This window comes from Nocardia beijingensis NBRC 16342 (assembly GCF_001612785.1).
In the GTDB taxonomy this organism is placed as follows: Bacteria; Actinomycetota; Actinomycetes; order Mycobacteriales; family Mycobacteriaceae; genus Nocardia; species Nocardia beijingensis.
The window spans coordinates 13,263-35,957 of record NZ_BDBC01000001.1 but is presented as its reverse complement, the minus strand read 5'-3'; the positions used below and the strand labels follow the sequence as shown (position 1 = coordinate 35,957).

Annotated in this window: 23 protein-coding genes and 1 riboswitch; of the genes, 8 read left to right on the top strand and 15 right to left on the bottom strand. The window is 68.8% G+C overall.

The annotated features are described in order from the left end of the window. Window positions 1-6: 6 nt before the first annotated feature. Window positions 7-1,446 carry a D-alanyl-D-alanine carboxypeptidase/D-alanyl-D-alanine endopeptidase gene (gene dacB / locus NB3_RS00185; protein ID WP_067794835.1) on the bottom strand — a complete coding sequence of 480 codons (1,440 nt, stop codon included), beginning with the start codon at window positions 1,444-1,446 and terminating at the stop codon, window positions 7-9. Between the two features lie 218 nt (window positions 1,447-1,664). On the opposite strand from dacB, the gene NB3_RS00180 reads away from it, so the two are divergent. Continuing rightward, window positions 1,665-2,156 carry an inorganic diphosphatase gene (locus NB3_RS00180; RefSeq protein ID WP_067794590.1) on the top strand — a complete coding sequence of 164 codons (492 nt, stop codon included), beginning with the start codon at window positions 1,665-1,667 and terminating at the stop codon, window positions 2,154-2,156. A 120-nt stretch (window positions 2,157-2,276) separates the two neighbouring features. Here the strand turns inward: NB3_RS00180 and NB3_RS00175 are convergent, their stop codons facing one another. After that, the gene (locus NB3_RS00175) at window positions 2,277-2,519 is read right to left on the bottom strand and encodes a hypothetical protein (protein WP_067794586.1); all 243 of its coding nucleotides are present in this window, start codon (window positions 2,517-2,519) and stop codon (window positions 2,277-2,279) included. A 189-nt stretch (window positions 2,520-2,708) separates the two neighbouring features. Further along, window positions 2,709-3,530 (bottom strand): crotonase/enoyl-CoA hydratase family protein, encoded by an 822-nt coding sequence (locus NB3_RS00170; protein ID WP_067794583.1) that lies wholly within the window; start codon window positions 3,528-3,530, stop codon window positions 2,709-2,711. 181 nt (window positions 3,531-3,711) lie between these two features. On the opposite strand from NB3_RS00170, the gene NB3_RS00165 reads away from it, so the two are divergent. The 3 genes from NB3_RS00165 to NB3_RS00155 all read left to right on the top strand — a co-directional run bounded on the left by NB3_RS00165 (window position 3,712) and on the right by NB3_RS00155 (window position 5,228). Beyond that, on the top strand, window positions 3,712-4,032 hold the full coding sequence (locus NB3_RS00165; RefSeq protein ID WP_067794580.1) for a 2-oxo-4-hydroxy-4-carboxy-5-ureidoimidazoline decarboxylase: 321 nt from the start codon (window positions 3,712-3,714) through the stop codon (window positions 4,030-4,032). Between the two features lie 54 nt (window positions 4,033-4,086). Next, window positions 4,087-4,563, top strand: a complete 477-nt coding sequence (locus NB3_RS00160) for a YbaK/EbsC family protein (protein WP_067794576.1) — start codon at window positions 4,087-4,089, stop codon at window positions 4,561-4,563. A 113-nt stretch (window positions 4,564-4,676) separates the two neighbouring features. After that, a complete protein-coding gene (locus NB3_RS00155) occupies window positions 4,677-5,228 on the top strand; it encodes a flavin reductase family protein (RefSeq protein WP_067794832.1) in 552 nt (183 codons plus the stop codon). 12 nt (window positions 5,229-5,240) lie between these two features. Here NB3_RS00155 and NB3_RS00150 read toward each other — a convergent pair whose 3' ends face one another. The 4 genes from NB3_RS00150 to NB3_RS00140 all read right to left on the bottom strand — a co-directional run bounded on the left by NB3_RS00150 (window position 5,241) and on the right by NB3_RS00140 (window position 7,270). Further along, window positions 5,241-5,492, bottom strand: a complete 252-nt coding sequence (locus tag NB3_RS00150) for a helix-turn-helix domain-containing protein (protein ID WP_244891714.1) — start codon at window positions 5,490-5,492, stop codon at window positions 5,241-5,243. A 34-nt stretch (window positions 5,493-5,526) separates the two neighbouring features. Then, a complete protein-coding gene (locus NB3_RS36495; RefSeq protein WP_280516544.1) occupies window positions 5,527-5,649 on the bottom strand; it encodes a hypothetical protein in 123 nt (40 codons plus the stop codon). Continuing rightward, window positions 5,649-5,882: a type II toxin-antitoxin system RelE/ParE family toxin gene (locus NB3_RS36735; RefSeq protein WP_218020511.1), complete on the bottom strand. Its 234-nt coding sequence runs from the start codon at window positions 5,880-5,882 to the stop codon at window positions 5,649-5,651. The genes NB3_RS36495 and NB3_RS36735 overlap by 1 nt, the downstream gene beginning before the upstream one ends. A gap of 68 nt (window positions 5,883-5,950) precedes the next feature. After that, a complete protein-coding gene (locus NB3_RS00140) occupies window positions 5,951-7,270 on the bottom strand; it encodes an aminotransferase class V-fold PLP-dependent enzyme (protein WP_067794570.1) in 1,320 nt (439 codons plus the stop codon). A 48-nt stretch (window positions 7,271-7,318) separates the two neighbouring features. Further along, window positions 7,319-7,432: riboswitch (SAM riboswitch) on the bottom strand. Window positions 7,433-8,130: 698 nt separating this feature from the next. Between NB3_RS00140 and NB3_RS00130 the strand changes: the two genes are divergently transcribed. Together NB3_RS00130 and NB3_RS00125 are read left to right on the top strand one after the other, a co-directional pair. After that, window positions 8,131-12,042, top strand: a complete 3,912-nt coding sequence (locus NB3_RS00130) for a Pls/PosA family non-ribosomal peptide synthetase (RefSeq protein WP_067794563.1) — start codon at window positions 8,131-8,133, stop codon at window positions 12,040-12,042. Further along, window positions 12,042-13,388 carry a M1 family metallopeptidase gene (locus tag NB3_RS00125; protein WP_084485530.1) on the top strand — a complete coding sequence of 449 codons (1,347 nt, stop codon included), beginning with the start codon at window positions 12,042-12,044 and terminating at the stop codon, window positions 13,386-13,388. The genes NB3_RS00130 and NB3_RS00125 overlap by 1 nt, the downstream gene beginning before the upstream one ends. Here NB3_RS00125 and NB3_RS00120 read toward each other — a convergent pair whose 3' ends face one another. The 3 genes from NB3_RS00120 to NB3_RS00110 are packed head-to-tail and all read right to left on the bottom strand — an operon-like array spanning window position 13,389 to window position 14,466. Next, window positions 13,389-13,574: a hypothetical protein gene (locus NB3_RS00120; protein WP_067794558.1), complete on the bottom strand. Its 186-nt coding sequence runs from the start codon at window positions 13,572-13,574 to the stop codon at window positions 13,389-13,391. It lies immediately after the preceding gene. Between the two features lie 28 nt (window positions 13,575-13,602). Continuing rightward, window positions 13,603-14,052: a DUF2752 domain-containing protein gene (locus tag NB3_RS00115; RefSeq protein WP_084485484.1), complete on the bottom strand. Its 450-nt coding sequence runs from the start codon at window positions 14,050-14,052 to the stop codon at window positions 13,603-13,605. 33 nt (window positions 14,053-14,085) lie between these two features. After that, window positions 14,086-14,466, bottom strand: a complete 381-nt coding sequence (locus NB3_RS00110) for a glyoxalase superfamily protein (RefSeq protein WP_067794555.1) — start codon at window positions 14,464-14,466, stop codon at window positions 14,086-14,088. 192 nt (window positions 14,467-14,658) lie between these two features. Between NB3_RS00110 and NB3_RS00105 the strand changes: the two genes are divergently transcribed. Both NB3_RS00105 and NB3_RS00100 read left to right on the top strand, forming a co-directional pair. After that, on the top strand, window positions 14,659-15,711 hold the full coding sequence (locus NB3_RS00105) for an alpha/beta fold hydrolase (RefSeq protein WP_067794822.1): 1,053 nt from the start codon (window positions 14,659-14,661) through the stop codon (window positions 15,709-15,711). Between the two features lie 229 nt (window positions 15,712-15,940). Then, window positions 15,941-16,396 (top strand): hypothetical protein, encoded by a 456-nt coding sequence (locus tag NB3_RS00100; RefSeq protein WP_157111395.1) that lies wholly within the window; start codon window positions 15,941-15,943, stop codon window positions 16,394-16,396. A gap of 109 nt (window positions 16,397-16,505) precedes the next feature. Here NB3_RS00100 and NB3_RS00095 read toward each other — a convergent pair whose 3' ends face one another. The 5 genes from NB3_RS00095 to NB3_RS00075 form a co-directional block, all read right to left on the bottom strand. Then, on the bottom strand, window positions 16,506-17,231 hold the full coding sequence (locus tag NB3_RS00095) for a hypothetical protein (RefSeq protein ID WP_067794551.1): 726 nt from the start codon (window positions 17,229-17,231) through the stop codon (window positions 16,506-16,508). 145 nt (window positions 17,232-17,376) lie between these two features. Then, on the bottom strand, window positions 17,377-18,966 hold the full coding sequence (locus tag NB3_RS00090) for an MFS transporter (protein WP_244891713.1): 1,590 nt from the start codon (window positions 18,964-18,966) through the stop codon (window positions 17,377-17,379). Between the two features lie 392 nt (window positions 18,967-19,358). Then, on the bottom strand, window positions 19,359-20,366 hold the full coding sequence (locus NB3_RS00085) for a small ribosomal subunit Rsm22 family protein (RefSeq protein WP_067794548.1): 1,008 nt from the start codon (window positions 20,364-20,366) through the stop codon (window positions 19,359-19,361). 69 nt (window positions 20,367-20,435) lie between these two features. Continuing rightward, complete coding sequence (locus NB3_RS00080) at window positions 20,436-21,695, bottom strand: PP2C family protein-serine/threonine phosphatase (protein WP_067794544.1); 1,260 nt, start codon at window positions 21,693-21,695, stop codon at window positions 20,436-20,438. Next, complete coding sequence (locus tag NB3_RS00075) at window positions 21,692-22,501, bottom strand: alpha/beta fold hydrolase (RefSeq protein ID WP_067794539.1); 810 nt, start codon at window positions 22,499-22,501, stop codon at window positions 21,692-21,694. The genes NB3_RS00080 and NB3_RS00075 overlap by 4 nt, the downstream gene beginning before the upstream one ends. Window positions 22,502-22,695 lie beyond the last annotated feature (194 nt).

Sequence of the window (22,695 nt, the reverse complement as noted above, 5' to 3'; positions counted from 1 at the left end):
CACCCGTCACGAGCATCCACAGTTTCGCAGCGTGCCTGCGATCGCGTCCAACGCGGGCCTGCTCACCTCCGGCGGTCGATCGTTCGACATCAGCGCGAAGGTCAGCACCCGCCCATCGGCGTCGAGCACATACCCGACCAACGCGCTGGAGACCGACAGAGTTCCGGTCTTGGCTCGCACCCAGCCGGCGGCCTGACGATCCCGGGTGACGTAGCGGCTGGTCAGTGAGCCCGTCGCGCCCGCGACCGGCAGGTCGTCCAGCATCGGCGCCAAGGTGGCCGCCACCCGCCCGTTCTCGGATTTGGCTTTGGCGCCCGCGGGCTGCACCGCCGTGGCGGCCGTGGGTTCGGCCGCGGTCGCCACGACCCGGTCGAGCAATCGCGCGGGAATCCGGTCGTCCACCGAAAGCCCGCTGCTGTCGTGCATATCCAGGCCGGACAGATCGAAACCGGCCTTGCTCAGCGCCGTGCGCACCGCGGTGACCCCGCCGGTGAACGAGGCCTCGCCGCCGGTGGCCGTCGCGATCTCCCGTCCGATCGCCTCGGCGAGCACGTTGTCGGAGTAGACCATCATGTCGCGCAGCCGGTCGCGCAGCGGCGCCGAACGCACGGAGGCGACCTCGGTCGCGCCCGCGGGCGCGACGCCGGCCCGCACCCGCGCGGGGTCGAGGCCGAGTTCGGTGGCCAGCCGCCGTCCCGCGTCCAGAGCGGGCGTCGTGGTGCGCGGCGAGTACTCGACCAGCGGCTGCAACCGGCCGCCGTCGATCATCACCGGCTCGATCGGGGCGATGGAACCCTCGGGAATGTCGATCGGGTCCCAGCCCTGGGCCATCGTCGGGCCGGTGTAGGCGGAGAGGTCGACGACGATCGTGTCCACCGCGCGGCCCGCCGCCTTGATCTGGGTGACCAGCTCGGACAGACGCGGCCCGTTCGGGTAGTACCCCTTGCCGTCCTGCTGCGCGGTGAGCGTCGGATCGCCGCCGCCGACCAGCACCAATTCGTTCGGCGACGCACCGGCGACCACCTTCGTGATCACCCGGTGCTCGGCGGGCAGCGTGAGCAGCGCGGCCGCGGTGGTGAGGATCTTCGCGGTGGACGACGGGATCATCGGCCGGTTCGCGTCGCCGCTCCACAGCACCGTCCCGCTGTCGGCGTCGGTCACCTGGCCCGCGAACGCGCCGAGGTCCGGATTGGCGATCACCGGGGCCAGCGCGGCGGCGACCCCTGCGGGACTCGGCGCGGATCCGGTGGGCCGGGCCGGGCCGACCTGGGGAGACGGCTCGACCGGCGCGGGCGGGGCGGCGATGGTCAGGCCACCGTGCCGGAACTCGTCGGTCCACGGCCGCACCGCGAGCAGTGCCACCGCGGCGGCCACGACGAGCACGACCAGCACGGCCGAGATCAACAGCCATCTGTTGCGGCGCCGCCGGGCGGCCAGCCCACCGATGTTCTCGTTCCCACCAAACACGTCGCCGCCGCTCTCCTGACCGATTCCCGCAGCAGCCGCCTGCCGCACCCATGTCCCCGACGACCACACTATCCTCGTTGCGCAACCGTTCCCCTGAACAACCTGGCGAGTCGGCGCACTCCGCAGCGGCCGAGTCGGCAGTCGCCGAAAAGAAGCCGAGTCGTCCGTGCTCGGCACCGATGCACGAAGGAGATGGCGTGGAGTTCGACGTCACCATTGAGATCCCCAAGGGTTCCCGGAACAAGTACGAGGTCGATCACGAGACCGGCCGGGTCCGGCTCGACCGGTTCCTGTACACGTCCATGGTCTATCCCGCCGACTACGGCTACATCGAGAACACCCTCGGCGAGGACGGTGACCCGCTGGACGCGCTGGTCCTGCTCCCCGATTCGGTGTTCCCCGGCGTGATCGTCGAGGCCAGGCCGGTCGCGATGTACAAGATGACCGACGAGGCAGGCGGCGACGACAAGATCCTGTGCGTGCCCGCGGGCGATCCGCGCTGGGACCACATCCAGGATCTGAAGGACGTCCCCGAGTTCGAACTGTCCGCGATCAAGCACTTTTTCGAGCGCTACAAGGATCTGGAGCCGGGCAAGTTCGTCAAGGGCTCGGAGTGGGTCGGACGGGCCGAGGCCGAGGCCGAGGTGCAGGCGTCCATCCAGCGGCTGAAGGACCAGGGCGGCCACTGAGCCCTCGGGCACAACGAAAGCGGGGAGTCCGGTGACGGGCTCCCCGCTTTCGTGTCCGTCGTCACGAAAAGCGAAAAGGGACATCCGGATTCCGGATGCCCCTTCTCTGTGACAGGTGGCTCAGTAGTAGATGTACAGGTCGTAGCCGTCCCAGGTCTCGATGCACTCCCAGTAGTAGCCGCCGGTGCTCGGCGACTCGCCGTCGGCCCGGCACGCGCTCAGCGTGGCGTACGTGCCGACGTAGGTGCCGCCGTAGGCGACCTCCTGGTAAACCGGTGCGGCCGAGGCCGAAGCGGCCGTCGACACCCCGGCGACGGCGGCGGTGGCCAGCAGACCAGCGGCGAAGAAGGACTTGATACGCATTGTTGTTGCTCCTGAATGCGAGATGAAATTTTCGACGCCTCAAACGATATGGGCGATCGGCACCTCGCACAGCCACCCCTAGGGTGAGGGCAACGCAACCCTGAGGCGAATCACCTTGCCCACCCTTGATACCCACCCTTGGGGTCCGGCAACGGCGCGCCCGCCCGCGGTGCGAGCGCGCCGCAGGCCTCACTGGCCGCGGAATTCGGGCGCGCGCTTCTCGAAGACGGCCTTGACCGCCTCGGTGAGGTCCTCCGAGGGCAGGAACGCGGCGTTCCACGCGGAGACGTAACGCAGGCCGGCGGCGATTTCGTCCTTGCGCCGCTGCTCGAGCACGTCTTTGACGCCCTGCACCACCAGCGGCGGGTTCGCGGCGATCTCGCGGGCGGTGGCGTGCGCCGCGTCCAGGACCGCCTCCTGGTCCGGGAAGACGTCGTTCACCAGGCCGATCTTCTCCGCGCGCGCGGCGTCGATGTCCTTTGCGGTGTAGGCGAGTTCGCGCAGGTGGCCCTCACCGATGATGCCGGGCAGCCGCTGCAGCGAGCCCACGTCGGCGACGATCGCGACCTTGGCCTCCCGCAGGCTGAACTTGGCCTCCGCGCTGGCATAGCGGATGTCGGCCGCCGCGATGAGATCCAGCCCGCCGCCGATGCACCAACCGGACACCGCCGCGATCACCGGCTTGCGGCAATCCGCCACGGCCGTGATCGCGGCCTGCAGCCTGCGCACGTCGACGAGGAAGTCGGTGCGCGGCGCGGCCAGCGCGCGATCGGCCAGCAACGGTCCGAACGTGCCGCTCATGGCGGGCAGGTCCAGACCGTAGGAGAAGTGTTTGCCGGAGCCGGTCAGCACGATCGCGCGCACGTCCGGATCGGCGTCCAGCGCCTGGAACACTTCCGGCAGCTCGCGCCAGAAGTCGGGACCCATCGCGTTCCCCTTGCCGGGGCCGATCAACGTCACCTGCGCGACGTGATCCTTGGTTTCGACGGTGAAAGCCTGCCAATCTGTCATTTGTACAGCGTATCGAGACAAATCGACGCCCGTGTCCCGACCCGGTGCCACGCGACTCGGAAAGCGGAACCGCCGCGTGTAAAGCCTGTGCTAATTCGCGATGGTGTACTGGGTGCCGGTGCCAAGAACAGCGGATCATGAGCAAGTCAGCAAACCTCGTTCACCGGCTTCGGAGGATCTCATGCTGATGCATCGCGGGATCGGTCTCGACCGCTTCAACGAACTGCCCCGCGGCCGCGCGGTGCACGCGCTGTACGAGTGCTGCTGCAACGTCACGTGGGCGGCGACACTGGCCGACGCCCGTCCCTATCCCGACCGGAACGCGTTGCTGAGCAAGGCCGATCTCGAACTGCTCGCGCTCTCGCAGCAGGATGTGGAGCGCGCCTTCGAAGGAGTTGCGCACGAGCCGGTCTCGGCGCACGACGTGACCGAGCTGGCGCGGATCACCCGCGCGCGGATCGACGGGATGCTCGGTCCGGCCGAGGGCTACCCGGAATACTGAACCGACAGCGCGACTTGCCCGGCGTCTGGTCCGCTATCGCTCTACCCTGATGGGATGCGCAGGTCGTCATTGCCACCGGTCGCCTGCCGGGTCGCCGACACCCTCATCTCCCGCGGCCATCACGGTCTCATCGTCGCCCAGCCGGAGCCGACCCACACCGCCGCCGACGCCGCGCGGGCACTGGGCGTCGACGTGGGCGCGATCACGAAGTCGCTGGTGTTCCTGCTCGACGACGACCCGGTGCTCCTGCTGGTCTCGGGGGCGCACCAGGTCGATCTGGCGAAGACCGGCGCGCGCCTGGAAGGAACGCTGACCCGCGCCCCCGCGACCATGGTGCGCGAGGTGACCGGCCAGCCCATCGGCGGCGTCGCACCGGTCGGCCACCCGACCAACCTGCCCACCTGGGTGGACAACGCGCTGGCTCGCCATCGCGAGCTGTGGGCCGCGGGCGGGCATCCGAACACCGTCTTCCGCACGTCGTTCCCGGAACTGCTGCGGATCACCGCGGGGCTGCCGATCGACGTCGATTGACCGGTGCGAGCGTCTCGAAAAGCGCACGTCACGCCGCCGGGGCGCCCAGGTCACCGGCCGGGTGCGACGCACGCCACCGTCGTGGGCGGGGAAACTGGGCGTAGTTTCGTGTGGTGACCGACGCACCACGGCCGGAAACGGACCTACGAGTCCCGGATGATCTGAGCGGCATCACCGCGGAGCAATATCGCGCGTCCATGCGCCACTATCCGGCCGGCGTCACCGTCGTCACGCTGCGATCGCCGCAGGGGCCGGTTGGCTTCACCGCGACCTCCTTCGCCTCGCTGTCGCTGGACCCGCCGCTGGTGTCGTTCAACATCGCGCACACCTCCTCCAGCCTGGCCGGCATGCTGGACGCCGAGTCCGTCGTCATCCACTTCCTCGGCGAACACCAGCAGCACCTGGCCCACCGGTTCTCCCGCACCGCGCAGGAGCGCTTCAGCGACCGATCCCTGTGGACCACCCTCGAGACCGGCGAACCGGTCCTGCACGGCACCCCCATCTGGCTGCGCGCCACGGTGCACCAACTGATCCCCATCGGCGACCACACCTTCGTCGTCGGGCTGGTCACCCGAGTCCACGACGACACCGACGAGAAGCCGTCGGCCGCACCACTGCTGTACTACAACGGGCGCTACTACCGACCGACCCCGCTCGGCGACTGACCCGGAGTTCCGCTACGCCACTCTCGGCCGCACCTGCACCACCAACTCGGCGTCGAGCGCACGAGCCAGCCGCTCCAGCACAGGAAGGCTGGGCACCGTCCCACCCGCCTCGAACCTGGCGACCGCGGACTGGGTCATACCCGCGGCGTCGGCCAGTCCGGTCTGACTCCAGCCTCGTTCCTCGCGCAGCCGCCGGATCGTCCGCCCCAGTTCATAAGCCAACCGAGCCGCCTCGTATGCTTCCGCGGCGCCGGGCTCCTTCATGCGGCGGTTCCTGATTTCCGCCCAATCACCACGCTCAGCCATTGATCTCATCCTCCTCGGCCGTATGCCGCTCCGCGATGCAGCGGTCGAGCGCTCGTCGCGCTCGCTCGACCTCGGCATGCTCCCGCATCCTCGTCTTGACGAATACGGTCAGCATCACGATCCGACGCCCAGGCGCAATCCAGTAGGTGAGCCGAACCGCGAAACTGTCCAAAAGAACCGCAGTTCCCGCAGCTTACCGTCTAGCTGCCGGGTATACGGCTCGCCGAGCAACGGTCCCTTGTCCTCGAGCAAATCGATGTAGAAAGCCACCCGGGCGAATGCGACCGCGGGGAGCCTTTCCACCCAATCGCGTACCTCCGGTTCCAACTCCACAATACCCCAGCCCATAGCATGAATGCTATAACGCGTGGCAGCTGAAGTGCCCTCTTCGATGAATCCGAGGGGCAAACGCGGCTTCAGCCGACGAGGCAGGGGGCCGCGCCGGTGGGGGCGGTCGAGGTGAAGGGGCGGGTTTCGGGGGTGGGGTTCCACACGCCGTTCTCGGCGGTGTAGTTCCAGGCAGGGCCGGTTTCGACCAGGGCGGCGATCGCGTCGATCAGGCGGTCCACATCGGTGGAAGTGGTGCCGAGGCCGATGCTGGCGCGCAGTGCGCCGTCCAAGCCGAGCCGGGTGAGCAGCGGGTGGGCGCAGAAGCGTCCGTCGCGCACGCCGATGCCGTGTTCGGCGGAGAGATAGGAGGCGACCTGGCCGGGGGCGAAATCGTCCAGGGTGAAGGCGACGATGCCGACGGCGTCGGGACTGTCGGTCCAGATGCGCACCAGCCGGACGCCGGGAATCGCGGCCAAGCCGTCGCGGAGACGGTCGGCGAGCCGGTGTTCGTGCGCGGCAAGGGTTTCGGCGTCGATGGCACAGAGCGCGTCACAGGCGGCGGCCAGCGCGGCGGCGCCGAGCACGTTCGGCGACCCGGCTTCGTGCCGCTGCGGAGCGGGCGCCCACTCGGCCGCGTCGGTGCTCACTTCACGCACCGCGCCGCCGCCGGCGAGGTAGGGCCCGGCCGCGTCGAGCCAATCCCGCCTGCCGACGAGCACACCAGCGCCGAACGGCGCGTAGAGCTTGTGCCCGGAGAACGCCAGGTAGTCGATACCGCACGCCCGCAAGCTGATTCGCCGGTGCGGAGCCAGCTGGGCCGCATCTACCAGGATCCGGGCACCGCACTGATGCGCGACGGTGGCCAGCCGCTCCAGCGGCAGCACCTCCCCGGTCACGTTCGACGCGCCGGTCACCGCGAGCAATGCCGCCGGCCTGCTGCACAGTTCGGCGACCAGCCTGCCGATGGTCTCCTCGACCGTGCCGGCGGCCCGCACGACGCGCCTGCCCCGCCTGGTCCACGGCAGGAAGTTGGCGTGGTGCTCGATGTCGAGCACCACGGTGTCACCCGGGACGCAGGACGCGAGCAGGTTCAGCGAGTCGGTGGTGTTGCGGGTGAACACCACCACCTGGTCGTCGGCGGCGTCGAGGAACCGGGCGACCGAACCGCGGGCGGCCTCGTAGCACTCGGTGGAGATCCGCGAGGCGTAGCCCGCACCTCGGTGCACGCTCGCGTAGTACGGCAGCAACTGCTGCACCCGGTCGGTGACCTGGGCCAATGCCGGAGCGCTCGCCGCGTAGTCGAAGTTGGCGTAGGTGGCCGTTCCGCCTTGCACCAGCGGCACACGCAGTTCGTCGCCGGAGACCCGGGCGAGAGCGGCACAGGTGTTGTCGACAGTCGTAGTCATCACGTGAATCCCGTCGGCTCAGGGACCCGCAATCGAAATGATTCGTCGAGTCCGCGCTTGCCGCGCCCGGATGGGCGGCGGCCGGGTCGTCACCCGGAGCACCCCACCGCGGAGGAGGGTTGCCGGCCAGCAAGCCGGGGCTTCGCGCTGGCACTCATGACCTGACCCGAGGGTGGCAGAAGCGCCCCGGCGCTGTCAACCACGCTCGACCCCGAGTCCCCACGAGCACCGCGTGGAGATAACCACCGCACGCGAGCCATTACAAGCACCCCCACGACAACACGCGAGCCGCGTCCACCTCGGGGTTTCCGCAGGTCCCTCCGCAACTGGCGCGCGCGGCCGCGGCCCCGCGACGCGACCGGTCCTCCGCGGTTCGCTCGGCGGTTACCGGCAGGCCGGAGGGAGTCGAAGGCGATTCTGTACCGCACCAGCTTTCACGCGGATATCGCTTCCCGAATGTCCCCCGCACCGGCCTGCCGTCCGGCCTCGAGCGTCGTCGCGAACCGCGTCGGCCTGCCGCGGCCATGGCGGACCGGAGCGATCCTCGGTCCGGCGTGCCCATCGCGGATCCGCACCGCTTCGATGAGCGGAATCACATCCCCGAAACAGCGATCTTCCGGCGAACCGAACGGCGTCCCGCCGACCAGCAATTGCCGTGCCGCGACGGCGAATATCCGTCCCACCTGCAACAACGCGCACCGCGCCGGTCGGTCCGTCGTCGGGTCAGGTGAACAACGGACGACGACAAGCCCGGGTACCGTGGACGATTGGCCATCGCGGCGTTTGCCCTTTGGTAACCCAGCTATGACACAAACAACGCGAAAGTGTGGGGCAAGTCGATGGGAGGTGCGCGGAGCACCATGCTCGAGACAGACGTCGACGCGCAGGCGCGCCCGCTGTCACGCGGCGACCGCGCGCCGCAGGCCAGGACGCTGGTCGACATCCTGACCGCGACGGCGCTCGCCCATCCCGAAGCTCCCGCCATCGACGACGGCCACGTGGTGCTGTCCTACCTGGAGCTGGTCGTCGAGATCGAGAAGACCATGGCCCGTCTCGCCACCGCGGGTGTGCGGCCGGGCGATCGGGTCGGCGTGCGCATCCCGTCGGGCACCCGCGGGCTCTACGTGACCATTCTCGCCGTCCTGTACTCCGGGGCAGCCTACGTTCCGGTCGACGCCGACGATCCCGACGAGCGCGCTCGACTGGTCTTCGGCGAGGCGCAGGTCACCGCGATCGTGACCGCGGACGGCATCGAGACCACGGCCGCGGGCATCCGCGCGGCGGAGCGGGAGCGTGCGGAAAGCTGGTCGACGCTGCCCACTCCCGGCGACGACGCCTGGATCATCTTCACCTCCGGCTCCACCGGAACGCCGAAAGGCGTTGCCGTCACTCACCGCAACGCGGCCGCCTTCGTCGACGCGGAAGCCGAGCTGTTCTGCCAGGACGCCCCGCTCGGTCCCGGCGACCGGGTGCTCGCCGGTCTGTCGGTCGCCTTCGACGCGTCCTGCGAGGAGATGTGGCTGGCCTGGCGCAACGGAGCCTGCCTGGTGCCGGCGCCGCGCGAGCTGGTGCGCACCGGCGCCGATCTCGGCCCCTGGCTGGTGCGGCGGCGGATCACCGTGGTCTCGACCGTCCCGACGCTGGCGGCGACCTGGCCGGTCGAGGCGCTGGAGGCGGTGCGCCTGCTCATCTTCGGCGGTGAGGCCGTTCCGCCGGAACTCGCCGAGCGGCTCGCCGGAAACAGCGATGCGACGCGTGAGGTGTGGAACACCTACGGCCCCACCGAAGCCACCGTCGTCGCGTGCGCCGCGCGCTTGGACGGTCGATGGCCGATCCGAATCGGATTGCCGCTCAACGGCTGGGACCTGGTCGTCGTGGACGCGGCGGGTAACCCGGTGGCCGAGGGGGAATCCGGCGAATTGGTGATCGGCGGCGTCGGACTCGCCCGCTACCTCGATCCGGTCAAGGACGCGCAGAAGTACGCGCCGCTGGCCTCCGTCGGCTGGGAGCGCGCGTACCGCAGCGGCGACCTGGTGCGCAACGACAGCGCCGGTCTGGTCTTCCTCGGCCGCGCCGACGATCAGATCAAGCTGGGCGGGCGGCGCATCGAACTCGGCGAGATCGACAACGCTCTGCAGCACCTGCCCGGCGTCACCGGCGCCGCGGCGGCCATCCGGACCACCAAAGCGGGCAACAAGCTTCTGGTCGGCTATCTGACCGGGCCTGGACCGGATTTCGACGCCAAGGCCGCGCGCGCCGTCCTCGCCGGTCGGCTTCCCGCGCCGCTGGTGCCCCGGCTCGCCGTGGTCGGTGAGTTGCCCACCCGCACCTCCGGCAAAGTCGACCGCGACGCGCTGCCATGGCCGCTGCCCAACGCCGCCGATGACGACGACGACAACGAGCTGACCGGCACGGCCCTGTGGATCGCCGGGCTCTGGGATGCCATCCTCGGCGCCGAGGTCGGCGATCTCGACGCGGATTTCTTCGACCTGGGCGGTGGCTCGCTCGCGGCGGCGCAGTTGGTCACCGCACTGCGCGAACGGTATCCGCAGATCGCCGTCGCCGACGTCTACGATCACCCCCGCCTCGGCGCGCTCGCCGAACTGCTGGAGCAGACCACGCCCGCCGTGGCCGTCGCCGACCGGACGGTGCGGCCGACGCCGCGGCTCGCGCAAGCCGCGCAGGTGCTCGCCACCATCCCGCTCACCACGCTCACCGGACTGCAGTGGTTCACCTGGCTGGCGATCGTCGGCAATATCGCGGCTTGGTCCGGCTCGCTGCCGTGGCTGCCTCGGCTGTCCTGGTGGTGGACGCTGGTCGCGTTCCTGCTGTTCATCTCGCCGCTCGGCCGCATGGCGATCTGCGTGGCGGGCGCGCGGTTGCTGCTGCGCGGCGTCCGTCCGGGGCGCTACCCCCGCGGCGGCTCGGTGCATCTGCGGTTGTGGGCGGCCGTGCGCCTGTCCGAGGCCAGCGGCGCGGAGAACCTGTCCGGCGCCCCGTGGATGGTGCCGTTCGCCCGCGCGCTCGGCGCGAAGATCGGCAAGGGCGTCGACCTGCACAGCCTCCCGCCGGTCACGGGCATGCTCGAACTCGGCGACGGGTGCAGCGTCGAGCCGGAGGTCGATCTGTCCGGCTACTGGATCGACGGCGACGTGGTGCATGTCGGCCCGATCAGCATCGGCCCCGGCGCGGTGGTCGGATCGCGCTCGATCCTCATGCCCGGCACGAGGATCGGCAGGAACGCCGAGGTGGCGCCCGGCTCGGCGGTGGCGGGCAAGGTGAAAGCGGAGCAGGAGTGGGCCGGTTCGCCCGCGGTGAAGGTGGGCAAAGCCCAGCACCGCTGGCCCGCGCACACGCCAGCGAGAGCCCGGCGCTGGGTCGGCGTATTCGGCATCACGTCGATGGCTCTGGCCGCCATGCCGATTCTCGGTATCGGCGCCGGTGGCGCGTTCCTCGCCTGGTGCGTTCGCGACACCGGCACGCTCGCGGACGGCGTCGCGCGGGGGTTCGCCGTACTTCCCTTCGCGACCCTGCTGAGTCTCGGCGTCTACGCCGCGGCGACCATCGTCGCGGTCCGGCTGCTGAGCATCGGCCTGACCGAGGGTTACCATCCGGTGCGCAGCCGGGTCGGCTGGCAGGCATGGGCCACCGAGCGCCTGCTGGATTCCGCGCGGACCTTCCTGTTCCCGCTGTACGCCAGCCTGCTCACCCCGGTGTGGCTGCGTTTGCTCGGCGCGAAGGTCGGCAAGAGCGTCGAGGCGTCCACGGTGCTGCTGCTGCCGAAGTTCACCACCGTCGCCGACGGTGCGTTCCTGGCCGACGACACCATGATCGCCGGCTACGAACTCGGCGGCGGCTGGCTGCACATCGGTGCGGCGAAGGTCGGCAAGCGCGCCTTCCTCGGCAACTCCGGTATGACCGCCCCCGGGCGGCGGGTGCCGAAGAACGGGTTGGTCGCGGTGTTGTCGGCGGCGCCGTCCAAAGCGAAGCCGGGTTCGTCCTGGCTTGGCAGCCCGCCGGTCCGGCTGCGCCGCGCCGCGGAGAACGCCGACACGGCGCGCACCTTCGATCCGCCCGCCCGCCTGCGCGTCGCCCGCGGCGTCGTTGAGACCTGCCGCTTGATCCCCGTTCTGGTGACCTTCGCGATCGGTCTCGGTGTGCTGTGCGTCCTCGCCTGGCTCGCGCAAACCTTCGGCCACCTGGCCGCCGCGCTGCTCAGTGGGCTGGTGCTGCTGGCGGCCGGCGCCGTAGCGGGGGCGAGTTCGGTGGCCGCCAAATGGTTGCTGGTCGGCCGCATCCGCGCCGAGGAGCATCCGCTGTGGAGTTCGTTCGTCTGGCGCAACGAGGTCTCCGACACCTTCGTGGAAACGGTTGCCGCGCCGTGGTTCGCACGCGCGGCGACCGGGACGCCCGTGCTGAACCTCTGGCTTCGCGGGCTCGGCGCCGAGATCGGCAGCGGGGTATGGTGCGAGTCCTACTGGCTACCGGAGGCGGATCTGGTGACTCTCGGCGACGGCGCGACCGTGGAACGCGGGTGTGTGGTGCAGACCCACCTGTTCCACGACCGGATCATGGCCATGGACACCGTCACCCTCGGCGCGGGCGCCACCCTCGGTCCGCACTGCGTGGCCTTGCCCGCGTCGACGCTCGGCGACGGCGCGACCATCGGCCCGGCTTCCCTGGTGATGCGCGGTGACGCGGTGCCGGCCTCGACGCGCTGGTGGGGCAACCCGATCGCGCCTTGGTTCACGGGCGATCCCGGGGCGCGCTGATGGCGGGCAAGTTCTACGAAGCCCCCATCGACGAGTACCTCCCGCAGAACGGCAACCGGGGGTACCGGGTTTCCCGGTACGAACTGGAGCTGACCTACCGGGTGTCCGCCAACCGGCTCACCGGGCGCGCCGCGATCACCGCCGTGACCACCGAGGCGCGCACCCGGTTCGCGCTCGATCTCGGCCAGGCGCTGAGCGTGTCGAAAGTGTCGGTCAACGGGATCAAGGCCGCGAAGTTCGCCCACCAGCACGGCAAGCTCGTCGTCACGCCGGCACAGCGGATTCCGGCCGGCGGCGTGCTCGCGCTCGTGGTGCAGTACGGCGGCACGCCGAGACCGGTGCGCGGGCCCTGGGGCGAGGTGGGCTGGGAAGAGCTCACCGAAGGCGCGATCGTGGCCAGCCAGCCCAACGGCGCCGCGTCCTGGTTCCCGTGTGACGATCACCCGAGTTCCAAAGCCAGCTACCGGATCTCGATCACGACCGATTCGCCGTACTACGCGGTGGCCAACGGGATCCTGCTGCGCAAGCAGACCAAGTCCAGCCAGACCACCTGGGTGTACGAGCAGGTCGAGCCGATGTCGAGCTACCTGGCCACCATCCAGATCGGTCACTATCGCAAGCACCGCATCGGTTCTTCGCACTCCCCGGTGCCGATGCACGCGATCCTGCCGCCGCGGCTGCGCGCCGACTTCGATCACGACTTCGCTCGTCAGCCGAGGATGCTCGAAGTCTTCAGCGAGAAATTCGGTCCCTACCCGTTCGCCGACTACACCGTGGTCGTCACCGACGACGAGCTGGAGATCCCGATCGAAGCCCAGGGCATCTCCATCTTCGGCGCCAACCACTGCGACGGCCGACGCGGCGCGGAACGGCTGGTCGCCCACGAGCTCGCGCACCAGTGGTTCGGCAACAGCCTGACCATCCGGCAGTGGCGGGACATCTGGCTGCACGAAGGCTTCGCCTGCTACGCGGAATGGATCTGGTCGGAGGCGGCGGGCGGGCCGACCGCCGACCAGCTGGCCCGCGCCGCGCGGCACAACCTGGCACGCGAGCCCCAGGACATCGTCATCGGCGATCCGGGACCGCAACGCATGTTCGACGATCGCGTCTACAAACGGGGTGCGCTCACCCTGCACGCGCTGCGCCTGGAATTCGGCGACTCGACCTTCTTCGACCTGCTCCGGGAATGGACCATTCGCTACCGTCACTCGTCGGTGACCACGGAGGAATTCACCGACCTGGCCGGGCACTACAGCCTGGTGTCGCTGCGCCCACTCTGGGACAGCTGGCTGCTCGCCGAGCGACTACCGCAGCTGCCGCCCTACGGCGGCGCTTCGACGGCCTGATCAGAACACCAGATATCGCGCGGCGAGTTCCTCGACCAGTGGATGGTCCTCCGGCACGTTGGCCAGTGCGTCCAGGTCGGTCGCCACGGCGATCTGGCGTGGGTCGTCGCGCTCGCCGTCCCGCGGATCCTCGATGAGCTGGCGCAGCAACTTCTCCCGCACCCGGGTCTTCAGCGAATCGTTCATATCTGGGGGCTGCCCGCGCCCGCGCGTGTTACACGGGTGTGAACAGGGTTCCCCAGGGTGTATTGCGTAGGACGGTGTAGATCGCCAGTAATGCGAAGAAGGTCCACATGGTGGTCCGGCTGATCGACGGCAGCCGCATCTTCCGGCCACGCCACGCTTGCGCCGTCCAGTCCAGCACCCAGACCGTGAACGCGAGAACCAGCGGCAGCGCGAGCAGGTTGCTGTGCAGCGCATCGATGACATGCCCGTCGGTGAGGTTGTGCACCGCGCGCATGCCGCCGCAGCCGGGGCAATACCAGCCGGTGAGCGCGTAGACCGGACAGGTGCCGTAGGAGCCTTCGACGTGCGGATCGCGCACGTGCAGCAGCACGGCGACGCCCACGCCGACCCCCGCGACCAGCAGCGGGAGCGCCGCCCCGCGCCACCCGGTCTTCGGCTCGGTGCCCTCGTCCGTCACCGGGGAATGCGCGATGTCCACGAGTCAACGGTAACCGGGCGGTGACGTGCGCCGCTACGGCGCCGACTCCGGCTGCGCGAACCGGAGCACATTGCCCGAGGGGTCGGCGAGCTGGAATCCCGGCCCGGCCGGACCGTCCGCCGGACGACCGGGTACGGCGTAGCGATAACTCTTCGCGGCGAGTTCGCCATGCCAGGCGAACACGTCGCCGACGGCGATCCACACGACGCTGCCCGGAGTGCCGTCCCCGTGGTGCTCGCTGAGATGAAGCGTCGCCTCGGCCCGAGAGACCTGCGCGTAGAGGGGGAACTCGGAGCCGAACCGGTGCTCCCAGTCCACCGTGAAGCCCAGGTAGTCCCGGTAGAACTCATAGGTCCGCGCGACATCGAACATACGCAGGACGGGTATGGGGGCGGCGAACTCGATGGCGGCCATGCCGCGATCTTGGCATCGAGGTCCGACAACCTCGGAAAAAGCACGCACGACTTTTTCTGCCGAAATGATCTTTTGCCGTACGGATCCGGGGGTACTCCCCGATATACACCACGTACACCGGCGTGCAGCGCTAACACTAGCAAGCACCGTTGCTTGCACTGTACGGTGACGGTGGACACAAAGGAGTGCCTGATGCTGGTGAAGTCGATGAAGACGCTGGCGGACGCGTACAACGGTGCGCTCACCGCCGACTACCGTGCCGGACTGCGGTCCCGCACCTTCCGGACCGCGTCGTTGAACGCACCCACCGCCCGCCACGCGGTCATTCCGGTCACCACCAAAGACGGCGCTCGCCTGCGGGTGCACGCGTACGGTCCGGCCGATGGCGATGTCATCGTGCTGATCCACGGCTGGAGCTGCAGCATCGAGTACTGGAACCCGCAGATCAACGCGTTCGCCGACCGGTACCGGGTGGTCTGCTACGACCAGCGCGGCCACGGCGCGAGCGAGCCGGGCAAGTCCCTGCCCAGCAAAGAGTCGCTGGCCGACGACCTCTCGGCCGTGCTGGACGCGACGCTGCGTCCCGGACAGCGGGCCGTGCTGGTGGGCCACAGCATGGGCGGTATCACCGTGCAGGCGTGGGCCGCTCGCTATCCGGAGCAGGTCCGCAAGCGGGCCGCGGCCGCCGTCCTGCTGAACAGCACGTCGGGCAACATCCGCTACGACACGGATCTGCTTCCGCTGCTCAACAAGCCGTTGACGTTGGCCGACCGCCCGCTCACCCTCTTCGGCGCCAGCGTGCGGATGCCCATGATTTTCGCCGAGACGTTGCTCACCGCCCCGGTCCCGCTGCCGGGCGGCTGGCCGACCAGCGCGCTGCTCAAAGCGCGGGTGATGACGCCGCACGCGACCGCGGACCAGGTGGAGTTCGCCCTCGGCATCGTGCGCTCGTGTAGGCCGCTCACCCGCGGCAGGCACGCCGCCGCACTCGCCGACATGGATCTCGCCGAAGCCGCCGCCTCCCTCACCGTGCCCACCACGGTGATCGCCGGCGCCCACGACCGCTTGCTGCCCGAACGCATGTCGCGCCGCATCGCCGATGCGCTGGCGGAAACCGGTCACCTGGCCGCCTACCATGTCTGGCCCACCGGCCACTTGGGCAACATCGAAGCCGCCGATCGCTTCAACGCGGAATTGGCCGCCATCGCCGAGAGCGCGCACCTGCGCGACGCCGCCGCAGGCTGATTCCACAGACGCTGCTCCTGGGGCGACAACCAGCCAGGAGCAGCGTTTTTCGAGCGCGATCGGCGATCCCCTTCCCGCTCCGTCACCGAAACCGCGCCTCGAGTTTCCGGGCGCGCCGATGCCGGATCAGGGCCGCTCACCGCAACTCTCCATAGGCTCCCGTTAACACTTGGCGAACTTCTGTCGACACAGCAGACAGACAGTTTCGGTCCGACGAAGGGAGCAGCGGGTGAATGTCCGGCATGGTATGGCGGTCCTAGCTCTGTCCATCGGAGCACTCGGTGTGACCGCCCCGGCGGCATCCGCGCTTCCCCTCGGGGTCCCCCCGGCGCGAACGCTCTGCGCCGGTGGCGGCACGGGCATCGGCATGATCGCCGCCTACTACGACCCCGACCGCAACTACTCCGGCGACCCCACGCTGTGGATCCGCCCGGAATTCGTCTTCGCGCCCGACCGGCCCGGCGGCTCCTGCGGCGTGACGGTCACGGTCTCCTGGCGGAATTCCGACACCGGGGTGTTCGGCACCATGCCGCCGATCCGGCTCGATGACAACACACCGGTGGAGGAGAACGTCGCGGGCGCGTGGGTGCCGGTGTCCATCCCCTCCGGTCTGGGCCGCGTGGAAGTTCTGATCGCGACCGACTCCCCCCACGTTCCAGGAAAGGGAGTCTTCGTCGCGACGTAGACCGCGGTCCGCGCCCCGGGTACGCGTCGCTGTCCGACCGACGTGCTCACGAAACTCGGCAAGACCTGGGCCGACTCTGAGTCTCTGCGCCTGTGAATGCCCCGCCTGGTTACGCACTCGGATTCGGATCGACCAGGTCGGCGGCATCGGCCCCTGGGCCGCCTGACGCTGCCGGTCCCGCAGTGCGGCGCGCTTTCATGCTCCGGACCCACTGCGCGAGGGCCGCGACCGCCGAGAACATCGCCGTCGCTCCCGCCAGCAGCGCGGTGCCGGTGAGTTTGGCGGTCGAGAATTCGACCTTTCGCAGACCTGGCAGCGGGTATTGCCCGTTACCCGAGGCCCATCGGATCACGTAGCCGACCTGAGTCCCCAGGTCGGTGGGCGGGCCGGAGCCGATCATGGAGCGCAACTCCGGCCCGGCCCCGTTGAGATAGATCAGCGTGAAAGCGACGAAGAGCGCCACCGCCACCGCCGAACCGGTCGTCAACCGAGCCAGCGCCTCGGTGCGGGCCCAGAGATTGGCCAACGCGGCCAGGACGGTCAAGAAGATCGCGATCGTGGCGAGAACGGCCCACTTGCCGCTCAGATTGGAGTGAGCAGGTGGGTTCTTCGACCAGAGGCCGACGAGCGTCGTGGTGATATGGGTTTGCCCGAAGGCATTGCTCCAGATGGTGCCGTCCGGCCCTCCGGTGGCGAGCCACGGTTTGAACAGGAGGGTGAACGTGATGACGCTCCCGACCGCTGCCCCCAGATAACCCCAGTTGTCCCGGAGCAGTAGAGCCAGCGGTCGCAGCACCGTCCGGAGGTGCGGCGCCTTGGCGCGGAGTCGCGGCATCCCGGCCCGCAATTTCGGCAGCCGCGCCCGGAGTGCGGCGACCTCGATCCGGCGTTTTCGAGTATCGCCCGGCGAGCGGCTCGTCGAGGCTGTCTGTTGCTGCCGGTCGCGACTCGCTCGCCAAGGAGTTGGCTGCACCATCTCGCTAGTCCCCCTTGACCAGATCGGTACATGGTGTGCCGTCAGACAACGGCTCGCTACCTACGGAGGCGGGCTGCGGTGCGGCCGGTGGCCGGTAAGCGGTGCCGTCGACGGCCACGCCGGGAGTCGTCGCCGGTGGTTTCGCCACCGACAGCGGATCCGCGATGTCTTCCAGGGACTGACCTTCGGCATTCACTCCGAAGAACCAGGCGACCAGGCCACCGAAGATCATGAACCCGGCGCCGATGAGGTACCCCACCGTGAGCGGGAACCGGTCGGGACTCGGATTGTCGGCGCCGCCGACCAGGTGGCCGAAGAGGAACGGTGCGACGACCCCGCCCGCGCCCTGCGCGATGGCGAAGAAGAACGAGATGGCTTGACCACGCAATTCCAGCGGGAAGATCTCGCTCACCGTGAGATAGGCAGACGATGCCCCCGCGGAGGCGAAGAAGAAGATGACACACCAGAAGAGCGTCTGGGTGGCGGCGTTGAGAATGCCCGCGTTGAACGCCCATGCCGAAACGAAAAGCAGGAGACCCGAGCCGAGATAGGTAGCGCAGATCATTTTACGGCGGCCGATGCTGTCGAAGAGCGGGCCGAGCACCAAAGGACCGATCAGATTACCGACGGCGAACGGGAAGAAATAGTATCCGGTGTGATCCGACGGCACGTGATAGAAATTGATCAGCACCAAGCCGACGGTGAAAAATATGGCGTTGTAGAGAAATGCTTGCGTGGCCATCATCGTGAAGCCGAGGAACGAACGCGATGGGTACCGGCCGAAGAAGATCCGGGCCATCTGCAGGTAGGACAGCCGATCCGCGTCCACGATGTCCAGAGCTTTGCTCTCGTCGACCGGAGGAAGTTCGATTCCTTGCCCGCGCACCTGCGCTTCGATCTCATCGACGGTCCGCTCCGCTTCCTCGGCCCGCCCGTGGGTGAGCAGCCAGCGCGGGCTCTCCGGGATGTGCCTGCGCAGGAAGATGATGATGAGGCCGAGGACGGGCCCGATGAAGAATCCGATCCGCCATCCCCAGCCGGTCGGGACGAAATTCTCGTTGAACAAGATCAGGCTCGCCGCCGCCCCCAATGCCGCGCCGCCCCAGTAGGTGCCGTTGATCGCGATATCCACCCTGCCCCGATATCTGGACGGCATGATCTCGTCGATCGCCGAATTGATCGCCGTGTATTCGCCACCGATTCCGGTGCCCGCGATGAAGCGGAACAGATACAACGACCACGCGTTCCACGAGAAACCGGCCAATCCGCTGCCGATCAGGTAGATCGCCAGGGTCAGGATGAACAGCTTCTTGCGACCGAGCCGGTCGGTGAGCCTGCCGAACACCAGTGCGCCGACGACCTGACCGGCCAGATACCACGACGCCATCGCACCGACCTGCCCGGACGTCAGATGCAGCGCCTCGACGTCTTGCAGCGGCCCGCCCATGCTGCTGACGATCTGGATCTCGATTCCGTCCAGGATCCAGGAGACTCCCAGCCCGACGACGATGAGCCAGTGGAACTTGGTCCACGGAAGCCGGTCCATCCGGGCGGGAACCAGACTTCGCACGACCTTGGTTTGTGTTTCCAGCACTTGACGGATCACCTCGATTTCAGAAGAAGGCCGGACCGCCGCGGAACCTGCGCGACACCCCCGGCCGAACGCAGCCGGGCATCACCTCGCCCCATCGCGACCTCGACCAATGGGGCCGAACCCTGCGCCCGGGACGCGGAAACCCCAGCACAGCGCCGTCGTGAGCCGCAATCGCCTCTCGACATCCGCACTGGTATCGCTCCTCAACGGCCTGAGCCGACCATGGTTACGCCCGATTTACATAGATATTGGATCGTTGTGAATTGTGCCACTAACTGGCGGCTCATTAAAGTCCGACGTCAGTCTTCCCACTGTTGACACCACGCGGAACACGTTGAATGCCATGGCGATCGGGCGTCGGGACCTCGACAGCCGCCGAGGCCGGCGCCGGATCAGTGCGGCCTGTGGTCTTCTGGCGGCAGCCCGGTCCAGTTCCAGGCGTCGCCCCATGCCACGTCCCTTGCCCCGCGATACGCCTCGCCCTGTCGTTTGGAGACGAGAGCTTGCCGCATGCCGTCGTCGGCCGTGCAGACCTGCAGCGTGACCAAGCCCTTGCGTTTGAGCGGATGCCGCAGGATGCGGCCCGGCGCGGGGGCATGGGCGGTCCGGGACGCGATCACGTAGCAGAACTTCTCGTCCTCATGGCCGAGTTCGCCGCCCTTCAACCGCCGGTGCAGGGAGGTCCGGTTGATTCGCGTGCTGAAATGGCACCAGTCCGTCCCCGCGGCCAGCGGGCACACGTGCTGATGCGGACAGGGGGCCACGACAGTCAGACCGGCCTCGATCAAGACGTCGCGGGCGGCCAGGATTCTGCGGTGACCGTCCGGAGTCCCCGGCTCGATGATCGCGACCACTTCCGCCCCCTCGGCCGACCGGGCTACCAGGTCGGCTTGGTCTGCCGCGGAAAGTTCGCTCAGCACGTAAGAGACGGTGACGAGATCCGCCGCGCCGAATGGTTCCCGAGCGGCGAACGAGGTACGCCGCCACGCGGCGGACCGCATCGCCGCGGCGGTAGCGCCGGCCGCGAGTTCGCGCCCGAGCCGCAACGCTTCCTCTACTTGATCGAAAATGGTCACCTCCGCCAAGGAGGGGAACAGTTCGGCCGCGGCCCACAGCGCCGCGCCGGTGCCACCGCCGATGTCGAGCATCGTCCCGGGTCGAAAGCCGGGCGCCCGGTCGGCGAACCGCTCTAGCGCGCTGTGCACAGCGGCCCACGTCGCGGGCATGCGATAAGCGGCGTAGGCGGTGACGTCGGCGGTCGAAGCGAGAATCGGCGACGCTGCCGGGCGCGGGTCCCGGTAGCGCGAGATCAGCCGTTCGACCGAGGCGGCGAGCTGCCGTTGAGGAACGCCCGCGCAGGCCCGGTCGAGGGCCTCGACGAGTTCGACGGGCAGCTCCACCCGAGAAAACTCCTTCGGTCGGTGATGACTGGCCCGTCATTCTGGCACGGCCGCTTCGCTCGCCGCGGGTCAGCGCGTCGCGCCTCCGGGCGGAGGTAGCGCGTGCAGGGCCAGAAGGGCGGTGTCGTCCTCCACTCCCGGCCCGAAGGAGTCGAGCAATTCCCGAAGGGCTTCGATGCCGCCGGAGGCCGTGACGGGCGCCAATGCACGAGCGAATTCGGCGAGAGCCTGGTCGCCGTAACGGCCGCCGTTCTCCGTGACGCGAGCTTCGGTGAGCCCGTCGCTATAGAGGAGCAGCGTGTCCCCGGCTTCGAGCCGGAAACTCCTGGTGACGATGTTGGCGTGCGGGATGGCCCCGATCAGCTGACCACCCCACGTGTGCATCTCCTCCACGTCGCCGTCGGCACGCAGGAGCAGTGCGGGCGGGTGCCCGCCGCCGGCCAAGGTGATGTCACAACCTCCTCGATCGGCTGTTGGCCGGATGAGTCCGAAGATGATCGTGCAGAAACGGGGTCTGTGCCCGTGGTATCGCTCGGTGAGCGTGGTGTTGAGCATGTCGAGTATCGCGGCCGGGTCGTGGGTGTAGGCGGTGGCCGTACGCAGTGTGTACCGGGCCAGTGAAGTGAGTGCGGCGGCCGGAGCTCCCTTGCCGCACACGTCGCCGAGGAACATTCCCCAGCTGTCGGTAGCGATGGGGAACAGATCGTAGAAGTCGCCGCCGACCTCGTCGGCTGAGGCGATGTGGTAGTACGCGGCGACCTCGAGGCCGGGAACCTCGGGCAGCTCGGGCGGCAGCAGAGTGGTCTGCAAAGTGGCGTTCAGACGCTGGAGGCGTTCGCGCTCCCGCTCGGCTTCGTGCCGTGCCCGCAGCAGCTCCGTCTCATAGGCGCGGCGCTCGCGGGCGTCGAAGACGGTGGTGCGGATCAGTAGCGGTTGCCCCTCCCCGCCGGTTTTGACGTGCGAGCTGACCAGTACGGGTAGTCGGCGACCGTCGGCGGTCTTCATCTCCAGGGCGATGCCACTGATGTCGCCCTGCATCCGGAGCAGGGGGGCGAAATGAGTTTCGTGATAGAGGCGACCACCCACGGTGAGCAGGTCGGAGAAGTATTTGCGGCCGACCAGTTCGTCGCGCCGCCAGCCGAGCCAGTCCAGCAGCGTGGCGTTCACTTTGGCGATGCGGCCGTCCAACGAGGTGGAGAGATATCCGCAGGGAGCGTTTTCGTAGAGGTCCTCGGGGCTGTCCTCCAGTAACGCGGCGAACACCGCCTCGTCATCCGTCCCCGCTCCGAGAGCACTGCCGCCCTCTCGGTCGCCCGCCTCGTCCGTCATCCGGTCTCGGCGGCGAAGGCGGCGATGGCGGCGGCGGTCTCGGCGGGAGAACTGAGCTGGGGACAGTGTCCGGTCGCGGTGAGCGTGACCAGCCTGCTGCCCCTGATCCGTTCGTGGACGAACGCCCCGACTTCGGGTGGGGCGATGGCGTCGGCGGAGCATTGCAAGATCAGCGTGGGTACGCCCACCGCGTCCAGATCGTCCCGGTTGTCGGACAGGAACGTGACGCGGGCGAACACGCGCGCGATCTCCGGGTCGGTGCGACAGAAACTATTGGTGAGTTCCTCGCCCAGCTCGGGACGGTCCGGGTTGCCCATGATGACCGGCGCCATCGCACCCGACCAGCCCAGATAGTTCGCGTCGAGCGCTTCGAGGAGCTCCTCGATGTCGGCGGCGCTGAAACCGCCCCGGTACCCGGTCACCGGATCATCGATGAAGCACGGCGAGGGCGTGACCAGGACCAGTCCGGCGAATGCCGCGGGTTCGCGTGCGGCGGCGAGCACGGCCATCGTCGCGCTGACCGAGTGCCCCACGAAGACCACCGGCCCTAGCTCCAGCCCGTGCAGCAGCGCCAGCACATCCTCGACGTAACCGTCCATACTGGAATACCGGGACGGGCTCCACGCCGAGAGATCCGAGCGGCCCGCGCCCACGTGGTCGAACAGGACGACGGTGAAGTCACGCTCCAGTACCGGCACGACCAGCCGCCACATGTGCTGGTCACAGCCGAATCCGTGGGCGAGCACGACCACAGGCGCGCCGATCTTGCCTCGCACGCTCACATGGTTCCTGCTCAATACGTCCACACAGACACCTTCGCAGAAAATTCGCCCGAACGCCCACCCCGGGCAGCTCCGCCCGGCGAGCGCCATCGACGCGGAGCCTCCGGTGACAACAGATGCCGAGGCCGTTGCACCGAGAGCCGCTACCTACCCGGCGTCACACCGGGCACCCGCCGACATGCCTCGAGGTTTGCCGACGGAACTGAGACGCCCGGCCA